10 protein-coding genes are annotated in these 10,415 nt (G+C 67.3%); 6 read left to right on the forward strand and 4 right to left on the reverse strand.

The window, feature by feature from the left end:
• The coding region (locus tag AC3XYG_RS36055) for a metallophosphoesterase family protein (RefSeq protein WP_489144717.1) at window positions 1–416 on the forward strand (416 nt) is incomplete at its 5' end.
• 58 nt (window positions 417–474) lie between these two features.
• Here the strand turns inward: AC3XYG_RS36055 and mepK are convergent.
• Together mepK and AC3XYG_RS36065 are read right to left on the reverse strand one after the other, a co-directional pair.
• On the reverse strand, window positions 475–1,011 hold the full coding sequence (gene mepK / locus AC3XYG_RS36060; protein WP_489144718.1) for a peptidoglycan L,D-endopeptidase MepK: 537 nt from the start codon (window positions 1,009–1,011) through the stop codon (window positions 475–477).
• A 326-nt stretch (window positions 1,012–1,337) separates the two neighbouring features.
• Complete coding sequence (locus AC3XYG_RS36065; protein ID WP_489144719.1) at window positions 1,338–3,032, reverse strand: L,D-transpeptidase family protein; 1,695 nt, start codon at window positions 3,030–3,032, stop codon at window positions 1,338–1,340.
• Between the two features lie 148 nt (window positions 3,033–3,180).
• Between AC3XYG_RS36065 and AC3XYG_RS36070 the strand changes: the two genes are divergently transcribed.
• The 3 genes from AC3XYG_RS36070 to AC3XYG_RS36080 are packed head-to-tail and all read left to right on the forward strand — an operon-like array spanning window position 3,181 to window position 6,740.
• Window positions 3,181–3,969 (forward strand): flavodoxin family protein, encoded by a 789-nt coding sequence (locus AC3XYG_RS36070; RefSeq protein WP_489144720.1) that lies wholly within the window; start codon window positions 3,181–3,183, stop codon window positions 3,967–3,969.
• Window positions 3,951–4,853 carry a sigma-70 family RNA polymerase sigma factor gene (locus AC3XYG_RS36075; RefSeq protein WP_489144721.1) on the forward strand — a complete coding sequence of 301 codons (903 nt, stop codon included), beginning with the start codon at window positions 3,951–3,953 and terminating at the stop codon, window positions 4,851–4,853. Before AC3XYG_RS36070 ends, AC3XYG_RS36075 begins: the two co-directional genes overlap by 19 nt.
• Before the next feature lie 48 nt (window positions 4,854–4,901).
• Window positions 4,902–6,740 (forward strand): ABCB family ABC transporter ATP-binding protein/permease, encoded by a 1,839-nt coding sequence (locus AC3XYG_RS36080; protein WP_489144722.1) that lies wholly within the window; start codon window positions 4,902–4,904, stop codon window positions 6,738–6,740.
• Window positions 6,741–6,761: 21 nt separating this feature from the next.
• Here the strand turns inward: AC3XYG_RS36080 and AC3XYG_RS36085 are convergent, their stop codons facing one another.
• Both AC3XYG_RS36085 and AC3XYG_RS36090 read right to left on the reverse strand, forming a co-directional pair.
• On the reverse strand, window positions 6,762–8,060 hold the full coding sequence (locus tag AC3XYG_RS36085; protein ID WP_489144723.1) for an MFS transporter: 1,299 nt from the start codon (window positions 8,058–8,060) through the stop codon (window positions 6,762–6,764).
• Window positions 8,061–8,198: 138 nt separating this feature from the next.
• On the reverse strand, window positions 8,199–9,026 hold the full coding sequence (locus AC3XYG_RS36090; RefSeq protein ID WP_489144724.1) for a phytanoyl-CoA dioxygenase family protein: 828 nt from the start codon (window positions 9,024–9,026) through the stop codon (window positions 8,199–8,201).
• Window positions 9,027–9,106: 80 nt separating this feature from the next.
• On the opposite strand from AC3XYG_RS36090, the gene AC3XYG_RS36095 reads away from it, so the two are divergent.
• Together AC3XYG_RS36095 and AC3XYG_RS36100 are read left to right on the forward strand one after the other, a co-directional pair.
• Window positions 9,107–9,907 carry an IclR family transcriptional regulator gene (locus AC3XYG_RS36095; RefSeq protein WP_489144725.1) on the forward strand — a complete coding sequence of 267 codons (801 nt, stop codon included), beginning with the start codon at window positions 9,107–9,109 and terminating at the stop codon, window positions 9,905–9,907.
• 109 nt (window positions 9,908–10,016) lie between these two features.
• Window positions 10,017–10,415 (forward strand): P-loop NTPase family protein (locus tag AC3XYG_RS36100; protein ID WP_489144726.1); only part of this gene is annotated, 399 nt, incomplete at its 3' end.

A 10,415-nucleotide genomic window follows, 5' to 3' on the forward strand; every position in this document is an offset into this window, starting at 1 on the left:
GCGAGATCGACGGCGTCGGCTTCGTCGGGGTCAAGGGATTCGCGGGAGGATTCGGCAAGCGGATGCTCGGCTCCTTCGGCGAGCCCGAGACCAAGGACTTCGTCGCCGTGGCGGTGGGCGAGGCGATGCGGCTGGAGAACGCCATGCGCGCGGTGAGGACGCAGCGGGCGCTGGTGGTGCTGCACTACGCCCCGATCGCCGAGACCATCGAGGGCGAGCCGCTGGAGATCTACCCCTTCCTCGGCTCCTCACGCTTGGCCGAGACGATCGACCGCTTCACGGTCGGCGCCGTGGTGCACGGCCACGCCCATCGCGGCGTGTATGAGGGCCGCACCCCGGGCGGCGCGCCAGTCTATAATGTGGCCTGGGGCATCGAGAAGCCGAGCGGCCGGCCCTATGCGCTGATCGAGCTGTGACCCGGAATCAGAAAGGGCCGCCTCGCGGCGGCCCCTGTTCGGTCGGTCCGCCCCTGGCTTACCAGGTGCGGACGTCGCCGGTGTCGACATGGACAAAGTTCGAGCGGGGGTAGTAACCGACCCCGCCGGCGCCCAGGCCCACGGCCGTCGACCGCAGGCTGCCCAAGCTCATATTCGGCATGAAGATATCGGCCGCCTGCCCCTGGATGTGCAGCGAGTTGCGTGCGACGCCACGGCTGCGGCGGGCGAGCATCGCGTTGGTCGCCCGGGAGCGATAACCGCAGACGATGTGGATCGGCTCGGCCGAACCGCCCTTGCGCTGCAGCGAGTTGAGAATGTCGAGCAGGCCCGGGTCCATCACCCGGACTTCGTCCGACCGCCAGTCGCGCAGGAAGTAATTGAACTTGGCCAGGACGTCTGGATTGTACCAGCCGTCGACCCAGTACTCTTCCTTGATTTCGACCAGATTGTGAGCGTCGTAAAGGTGCAGCGATCTTCGATTGGTAGCGGCATAGGCTGAGAGTGGTGCGAGCGGCGCAACGGCGGCAACCGCCGCGGCCCCTGCTGTCATTCTGAGGAATTGCCGTCTCTGCATCGTTCCCCGTTGCTCCTAACTAACTACACCCGCGTTTAGCATTTCTGCCACATTGAACGCCGTTACTGGCGCCGGGCGCTTGATGGAGACCTTTTTGAGGCAGGACGGAGCCGGAATCAACCATTTCTTCGCAGCTGCGCAAAGAATATCTGTGCTATATCGGCAACAATGTGGTACATCTGTCGCACTTTTGGAATAGATCACAGTAAAACTTATGAAATTCCTAATAGAGAATTTATGGCCTCTCGAAAACATCAAGATGAAATAAAAATGGGCGGCCCGTTCTAGGCCGCCCATTCGAGCAACGCTTGAGTCTCAGCCAGCGTTCAACGTGAAGATGCGAGTTGTTCGCGCTGGGTTTCGCGGGTCTTCAGGGCATTCATGACCTTGGCGTCGATGCCGTAGACATCGTTGCGGAAGGCCACCTCGCCGGTCTGGTCGATCCATGCGGTCTGGTAGACGAGGTACAGCGGCATCGCCGCCGGCAGGTTGATTCGGGTCGTCGGCGTCCAGCTGCCCATCACCCGGGCCCGCTTGTCCGACGTCCAGTCCGGCGATCCCTGGAGCAGATAATCGGCCAGCCAGATCGGATCCTGCAGCCGGACGCAGCCATGCGACAGGGCTCGGTTGGCCTGACGGAAGAAGCTCTTCGACGGCGTGTCGTGGAGATAGACGGCCCAGTTGTTCGCCATCATGAACTTGACCTTGCCCAGCGCATTGCCCGGCCCCGGCTCCTGCCGGATGCGCAGGTTGCGCATGCCGCCGGTGCCGACGCCCTGCCAATCGACCGAGCCGTCGCTCATCTCCCGCGACCCGCCGCCCCAGCCGGAAAACAGCTTGTAGTTGCGGCTGGACAGGTAGGTCGGGTCGTTGCGCAGCTTCGGCAGGTACTCCTTGCTGGCGATCGAGGGCGGCACGGTCCAGGTCGGGTTGAATTCGAGATAGGTCAGCGCGCTGTTGAACAGCGGCGTCTGCTTGTCCGACTGGCCGACCACCACATCCATGCTGCGCACCAGCTTGCCGTCGGCGACGACGTTCATGCTGTAGGCGGCGAGGTTGACCATGATGTAATCGGGGCCGAGATCGTCCGGCAGCCAGCGCAGCCGCTCCATGCTGGCGACGATCTGGTCCATCCGGTCGGCCCCCTGCTTGTTCAGGGTTGTCACCGTGCTGCGCCCCAGGATGCCGTCGGGCTTCAGCCCGTGCTTGGTCTGGAACTGCTCGACCGCTGCGACCAGCACCGGGTCGTACAGGCGGCTCTTGTCGGCCGGGTCGCCGGCGAACTCACCCGTGGCGGCCAGGCGGGCGCGCAGCACCGGCACGCGGTCGCTCTCCTGCCCCGGCCGCACGCTGTCGCCGGCCGCAGGCAGCGTTGGCCAGCCGGCCGCCGCCAGGGCCTCATAGCCGCCCAGCGCGCTCTTCAACTGCTGGTACATCGCATGCTTGGGCGCGAGGTCGGCCAGGAACGCATCCGGGTCGGGCAGCATCGATGCCGCCGTCGCCAGCGCCGCCCGGTCGACCGGCTTGGGCGTGATGTCGTAGGTCTTGTCGATGTCGCGCGGCACCAGCCGTCCGGAATGGACGTCGGCGCCATAGCGCATCACGGCGGCGCTGAGCAGGATTTCGGCGGCGACAGTGTCGGAGGGGTCGGCCGACCGGGTCAGCCCCTGCAGCTGTTCGACATAATAGTCGGCCGGAATCAGCCCCTCCTCATCCGCCTTGGCCAGGCGGGCGATGATCGGTTCGACCCGTTGGTCCAGCCGACCGTCCATGTCGATCCACAGCGGAAACCAGCCGCGGGCGGCGTAGAGGTCGCGGACTTGGCCGGCCTTCAACACGACGCCGCCGACCGCGATGGTCTCGGCGCTGCCGATGGCGCTTTCGATCGCCACGCGCTGGTCTGACAGCGTGTTCGGGCCGGCGACGGCCACGTCGGGCTGGGAAATGGCGGCTTGGGCCGCGACAGGCAGGACAGCCGTGCCCAGCAGCAGGAACAGGAGGGGGGCAGCAAGGCGGCGCATGATCACTCTCCGGCGGACCTTTAAATACCTAGCGCTTCCAGGGAATAAGAGGAGCCCACTATGCGTAAATTGTTCGTGAAAGTCACATAGTGTTGCCAATACGCAACAAACACGGTCAATTTTATCTAATTGACCGAGCATTGTCCAGATGCCCAACTCCGCCTTTCGGACTGTCGCATGCACGCGCCGTTCATCGGAAAATATCGGGCCGTGTCACGTTTTCCGGTGTGATCTTGTCATGTCCTTCGCAACCGCAATGTCGAAGGAAGTGATGATGACCCATCAGAGAGTTGCAAGAGAGCCGGGCGCCGCGGCGCCCCGGATCCGCATCGCGATCGTCTACCACAGCGGCTATGGCCACACGCGACGCCAGGCCGAAGCGGTCGAGGCCGGCGTCGAGCAGGTGGACGGCACCGAAGCCCTGCTTCTCCCGGTGGAGGACACGCCGCGGCGCTGGGACGATCTCGCCGCGGCGCAGGCCATCATCTTCGGCTCACCGACCTATGTCGGCGCCGCATCGGCGCAGTTCAAAGCGTTCCAGGAAGCATCGTCTGCAGCCGTGATGGCCCAGGGATATGGCTGGAAGGACAAGATCGCCGCCGGCTTCACCAATTCGGGGTCGAGATCCGGCGACAAGCTCTCGACGCTCATCCAGATGGCCCTCTTCGCGGCGCAGCACGGAATGCATTGGGTAAGCCTCGACCTCCCTCCGGCGAATTGCTCTTCATCCGGCTCGGAGGACGATCTGAACCGGCTCGGCTTCTGGCTGGGGGCCGGGGCTCAATCGAACACCGATGAAGGGGCGGATACGGCGCCCCCTGACTCCGACCTCGCCACCGCGCGTCACCTTGGACGGCGGGTGGCGATGGCGACGCTGCAGTTCGTCCGCGGTAGCATGCTCGATCCGGTTCCAGCCGATTGCTCACGCCGCCCATGACCGACATGCGACCCGACCCGGTCTTCTCCGATCTCCGTCCACGCCTTGTCCGCCTGGCCTACCGGATGCTGGGATCGGTCGCGGATGCGGAGGATGTGGTTCACGATGCCTGGCTGCGCTGGCGCGCCGTCGATGACGATGCGGTGCGCGAGCCGGCGGCCTTGCTGCACACCATCGTCACCCGGCTCTGCCTCAACGAACTCAAATCCGCGCGGCGCCGGCGAGAGACCTATATCGGGCCATGGCTGCCCGAGCCGATCTTCAACCCCGAGGATGATGAGGCGGCAGACGACATCACCCTGCCCCTGATGATCGCGCTGGAGCGCCTGTCCCCCTTGGAACGGGCGGCATTCCTGCTCCACGACGTCTTCGGGATGGCGTTCGAAGCGGTCGCCGACGCGATCGGGCGCGAGGTGGCGGCCTGCCGCAAGCTCGCCAGCCGGGCGCGGGCCCATATCCATGATGCCCGTCCGCGGTTCCTGATCACCGAGGACCAGGGGTTGCGGTTCGCCGCCGCCTTCTTCACGGCGTCACGGACCGGCGACATGGTGGCGTTGCGCGACATGCTGGCCGAGGATGTCGTCTGCACGGCCGATGGCGGCGGCAAGGTTCCGACGGTGCAACAGCCCTTGGTCGGGCGTGAGATGGTCCTGGCCCTGCATGCCCGCCTCGCCCGCCTCTTTGCCGCGCAGCCATCGCTTCTGATCCGCCACGCGGTCATCGACGGCCTGCCGGGCTTCGTGACGATGGAAGGCGGAACTGTCGTGCAGAGCACGGCTTTGCAGATCGAGCGCGAAAAAATCATCGGCATCTACGTGGTCCGAAATCCCGACAAAGTGCGAAACGCGGCAGAAGGCAGAGTTTCATCGAGCAGCTTCGGCTGAGCGGCTTGGGACTTCACGGCCGGGCGATGCCCGCCTAGGGTACGGGCCATGAACGCCGCCACGCCCCCTCCCGTCATCGACGCCGCCAAGGGTCGAAACCCCTTGCGCTCGCTTGCCCCCTATCTCTGGCCGCCGGGCCAGCTGGAGATGCGGGCGCGGGTGGTGGTGGCGGTGCTGCTGCTGATCGCCGCCAAGGTCGCCAGCGTCTACACCCCGATCTTCTACAAGCAGGCGATCGACGCCCTGTCGGGCAAGGCTTCGCTCGCCCTGGTGCTGCCGGTCGGCGCCATCATGGCCTACGGCCTGGCGCGGGTGCTGAGCCTGGCCTTCGGCGAGCTGCGCGACGCGATCTTCGCCAAGGTGGCGCAGCGCGCCATCCGCCGGACCGGCCTGGCCACCTTCGAGCATCTGCACGGCCTGTCGCTGCGCTTCCATCTCGACCGCCAGACCGGCGGGCTGTCGCGAGCGATCGAACGCGGCAATGCGGCGATCGACACCCTGCTGCGCTTCATGCTGTTCAACATCCTGCCGACCCTGGTCGAGATCCTGTTCGTCGTCGGCATCCTGTGGTGGATCCTCGACATCTGGTTCGCGCTGGTGACGCTGGTCACCGTCGTGCTTTACGTCGCCTTCACCCTGATGGTGACGGAATGGCGGACCAAGTACCGCCGGCAGATGAACGAGACCGACCAGGAAGCGAACACCAAGGCGATCGACAGCCTGCTGAACTTCGAGACGGTCAAGTATTTCGGCAATGAGGCGCATGAGGCGCGACGCTACGAGGCGTCGCTGATCCGCTACGAACGGGCGGCGGTGCGCAGTCAGGTCTCGCTGTCGCTGCTGAACATCGGCCAGGCCGCGATCATCGCCGCCGGCCTGACCGTCGTGATGTGGATGGCGGCCCAGGGCATCGTCGACGGCAAGCTGACGGTCGGCGACTTCGTGCTGGCCAACACCTATCTGATCCAGCTGTACCTGCCGCTGAACTTCTTCGGCTTCGTCTACCGCGAGGTGAAGCAGGCGCTGGTCGATATCGAGAAGATGTTCTCGCTGCTCGGCGTGCCGCCCGATGTGACGGACGCGCCAGGGGCTCCGCCGCTGGCGGTGGACGGCGGCACGGTCAGCTTCACCGATGTCGAATTCGGCTACGACCCGCGCCGGGTGATCCTGAAGGGCGTGACCTTCACCGTGCCGGCGGGCCACACCGTCGCCATCGTCGGCCCGACCGGCGCCGGCAAATCGACCATCAGCCGCCTGCTGTTCCGCTTCTACGACGTGACCGCCGGATCGGTGCGGATCGACGGCCAGGATATCGGCGAGGTCACCCAGGCCAGCCTGCGCGCCGCCATCGGCATCGTCCCGCAGGACACCGTGCTGTTCAACGACACCATCGGCTACAACATCGCCTATGGCCGCCCCGGGGCGAGCGAGGAGGAGGTGGTGGCTGCGGCGCAGATGGCCCGGATTCACGACTTCATCCTGCGCCTGCCCGACGGCTACGAGACCAGGGTCGGCGAGCGCGGCCTGAAGCTGTCCGGCGGTGAGAAGCAGCGAGTCGCCATCGCCCGGACCATCCTGAAGAACCCGGCGATCCTGCTGTTCGACGAGGCGACCTCGGCGCTGGACACCAACACCGAGCGCGAGATCCAGGCCAATCTGCGCGAGGTCAGCCGCGGCAAGACCACGCTGGTGATCGCCCACCGGCTGTCGACCGTGATCGATGCCGACGAGATCATCGTCCTGGCCGATGGCCGCATCGCCGAGCGTGGCAACCACGCCCAACTGCTGGCCGAGAACGGCCGCTACGCCGAGATGTGGCGCCGGCAGCAGGAGGCGGCGGAGCGCGGCGAACTGGTGGTGCCGGAACGGCCGAACCGCGACCCGTAGATGGTCGAGGCGACCTGATCGTCACCGGCGCGGCAGGACCGCACCCGCCAGCGACCCGGGAAGAGACGCCGGCGCCGCCCGGGCCGGGGGCCGCACGAACACGGCGACCGACAGCGCCCCCAGGATCGCGATGGCGCCGGTCAGCACGAAGGCGCCGGCATAGCTGCCGGTCCATTCGATGATGTAGCCGGTGACCGCAGGTGCCACGATGCCGGCCAGGTTGGCGATCAGGTGGACGAAGCCGCCGACGCTGCCGACCCGCCCCGGCTCCACCGTGTCGAGAATGATGGCCCAGTAGGTGTTCGCGGTCAGGTACATGAAGAAGACCGAGATCGCCATCAGCGCGACCACGGCGGCGATGCCGGTGACCACGCCGGCCAGGGCGACGCAGAGGGCGGCGATGGCCAGGCTGCCGGCCAGGATCAGCTTGCGGGCGAATAGCGGGTTGCCGGTGCGCTTGTAGATGTGGTCGCAGACGAAGCCGCCGAGCACCATGCCGACGCAGCCGACCAGCCAGGGGATGGCGTTGACCATGCCCATCTTCTGGATGCTGAGGTGCTGGGCCGAGGTCAGGTAGCTGGGGAACCAGGACAGGAAGAAATAGAGGATATAGGCATAGCCGAAGAAGGCGAAGGCGGTGGCCAGGATGGCCGGGCGCCGGAGATAGGTCGTGAGCGGCAGCCTGGGCAGCACCGGGGCGTCGACCTTGGCCTGCTCCACCGCGTCCCGTTCGCTCGCCCTCAGCCATTTGTGCTGGTCCAGCCGGTCGGTGGCGAACAGCATCCAGCACACCACCCAGGCCAAGCCGATCACGGCGATGACAATGAAGGAAATGCGCCAGCCCGCCGTGACCGCAATGGTGCCGACCACCGGGCCGGCCAAGGCGGCGCCGATCGGCTGGCCGGCATTGGCGAGGCCGACGGCGCTGGCCTGTTCGCGCCGCGGAAACCAGTTGCTGACCACCTTGTTCGCGGTGGCGCTGAACGGCCCCTCGCCCATGCCGAAGATCACCCGCACCACCAGCAGGGCGCCGATGCTGGTCGCCGCCGCGGTCAGGCCGCAGAACACCGACCACACCGACATCGACAGGGTGAACACGTTCTTCGGCCCGATCCGGTCGGAGGCCCAGCCGCCGACGAAGCAGAACAGCGCATAGCCGAAGAAGAAGCTGCTGAAGACGATGCCGAGGCGGGCGGGGTCGAGGTCCAGGTCCTGGGCGATCAGCGGTGCCGCGATCGACAGCGCGGCACGGTCGAGGTAGCTGATGCCGCCGCCGAGGAACAGCAGGAAGACGATGAACCAGCGCAGGCGCGCGAACATGGCGTCCCTCCTCCCCTTTGGGACCGGCCGGACGGCCGGTCGCCTATGATGCCGGCCTTCCCGGCCGGTCGGTTTGCTGGGCCGCCGGTGCGGCGGCAACCGCCCGCGCCCCGAATGGGCGCAGGCGGGTCGGTCGCGTCAGGCGGCCGGCGGCCGGTCGGTGCCCCGCATCAGGATCTGCTGGTGCGCGCCGGTGACCTGGGCATGGAACGCCAGCGCCGCCTCGGACAGGTCGGCCTCGGGCCGCTGCTCCGGCGCAAAGTTGTGGAAGGCGTCGACGCCACGGACCAGCGTGGCCGTGTCGTGGGTGCCGACGACCTGGCGGACATGGGTCGGCAGATAGCGGATGGCGAAGCCGATGCGGCGCTTGCCCGACGGGTTCGGGTCCGAGCCGTGGATCAGCCGGACATGGTGCAGCGACATCTCGCCAGGCTGCAGCACCAGCATGTGCGCCCGCTTCTCATCGACCTCGACCGCGATTTCCTGGCCGCGCGACAGCAGGTTGTTGGCGGCGAAGGTGTCGCGATGCGGCACCTGCTCCAGCAGGTGACTGTCCGGGATCACCCGCATCGCCCCGTTCTCCGCCGTGCTTTCGGACAGCGCGACCCAGGCGGTGACGATGTCGGCGGGGTCGAGGCCCCAATAGGTCGAGTCCTGGTGCCAGGAGACGTAGCCGGGGTCGTGCGGCTCCTTGATGAAGAAGCTCGACCCCCAGGCCAGGATGTTGGGACCGATGACATCCTCGACCGCGTCGAGGATGCGGGGATGCCGGATCAACTCATCCAGCCAGGTGAACAGGAGATGGCTCTTGTGACGCAGCGGCCCCTTCAGCGCGCCATGCGTGCGCTCATGCGCCTCGAGTTGCCGGCGGGCCTCCGCCGCCTCCCCGGCCGAAAGCGCGCGGATCGGCGCGACATAGCCATGCTGCTGGTAGTGCGTCACCGAATCCGGGGACAGCATCTTCATGGCGGTTCCTCCGATGCCGGACATCTTGCTGATATCCGAATTTCATTGGTGTCGTTATAATTTCAAATATGGAACGACAGATGGATGATGAAGTCAACGCCGACGACAGGGGGGCTGACGACACAGCCCCCCGCCCCGGCGCGCCGGCACTGGAGAAAGGGCTGGATCTGCTGGAGGCGCTGGCAGCCGAGCCCGGCGGCATCACGCAGAAGCAGCTGGCGGCGCGCGTTGGCCGGTCGGTCGGCGAGATCTTCCGCATGCTCGGGGTGCTGGAGCGGCGCGGCTATGTCGCCCGCAATCCGAAGACCGGTGAATACGGCCTGACCCTGCGGCTGTTCCAGTTGGGGACGCAGCATCCGCCGACCCGCCGGCTGCAGCAGGCGGCGCTGCCGGTGATGGAGGCGCTGGCCGCCCAGGTCGAACTGGCCTGCCACCTCAGCATGGCCAGCGGCGAGCATTTCCTGATCATCGCCCAGGCCGAGCCCGACCGGCCGATGGGCTGGACGGTGCGGCTCGGCGCCGTTTTTCCGCTGTCGACCCATCTGGTCTCGGCCCGCATCCTCACCGCCTTCCAGCGCGAGCCGCGGCGGGGCGAGATGGTGCGGATCATGGCGCAGCGCGACGAGTTGCCGGTCGACGACATCCTGGCCCGGCTGGAGGGCATCGCCGCGACGGGGCATGATGTGGCGCCAAGCGAGACGGCGCCCGGCCTGACCGACATGAGCGCGCCGATCCTCGACCCCTCAGGCCTCGCCGTCGCCGCGCTGAGCCTGCCCTTCCTGCCGCAGCGCGGCAACACGGTGTCGCTGGCCGAGGCGCTGGCCGCGCTGCGCGAAGCGGCCGCGCGCATCTCGGAACAGATCGGCGGGCCGGCCGGCTGAAAGGGCGGCAAGCCCCGGGCATTGGACGCGGCCGAGCCAAATCGCCTAGCCTTCCCCGGGCAGAATCAGGCACGGGGACCCACGGGTGACGGCGGAGACGATCGAGGGCATGGCGGCGCAGATCCGCGGCGGCGACCGCCGGGCCCTGGCCCGCGCCATCACCCTGGTCGAATCCCGCCGCAGCGATCACCGCGACCGGGCCGAGGCGCTGCTGGAGGCGCTGGCCCCCGCCGCTGGCGGCGCTATCCGCATCGGCATTTCCGGCCCGCCCGGGGTCGGCAAGTCGACCTTCATCGAATCCTTCGGCCTGCATTTGACCGGCCAGGGCCATCGCGTCGCGGTGCTGGCGGTCGACCCGTCGTCGCAGCGCTCCGGCGGGTCGATCCTCGGCGACAAGACGCGGATGGAGCTGCTGACCCGCGACCCCGCCGCCTTCATCCGTCCCTCCCCGGCCGGCGCGACGCTGGGCGGGGTGGCGCGGCGGACGCGCGAATCCCTGCTGCTGTGC

The organism is Inquilinus sp., from assembly GCF_057815775.1.

Bases quoted from the DNA above. Each gene is read 5' to 3' on its own strand.
- mepK (WP_489144718.1), bottom strand. From the start codon at position 1,011: ATGCAGAGACGGCAATTCCTCAGAATGACAGCAGGGGCCGCGGCGGTT.
- AC3XYG_RS36065 (WP_489144719.1), bottom strand. From the start codon at position 3,032: ATGCGCCGCCTTGCTGCCCCCCTCCTGTTCCTGCTGCTGGGCACGGCT.
- AC3XYG_RS36070 (WP_489144720.1), top strand. From the start codon at position 3,181: ATGCCCAACTCCGCCTTTCGGACTGTCGCATGCACGCGCCGTTCATCG.
- AC3XYG_RS36080 (WP_489144722.1), top strand. From the start codon at position 4,902: ATGAACGCCGCCACGCCCCCTCCCGTCATCGACGCCGCCAAGGGTCGA.
- AC3XYG_RS36085 (WP_489144723.1), bottom strand. From the start codon at position 8,060: ATGTTCGCGCGCCTGCGCTGGTTCATCGTCTTCCTGCTGTTCCTCGGC.
- AC3XYG_RS36090 (WP_489144724.1), bottom strand. From the start codon at position 9,026: ATGAAGATGCTGTCCCCGGATTCGGTGACGCACTACCAGCAGCATGGC.
- AC3XYG_RS36095 (WP_489144725.1), top strand. From the start codon at position 9,107: ATGGATGATGAAGTCAACGCCGACGACAGGGGGGCTGACGACACAGCC.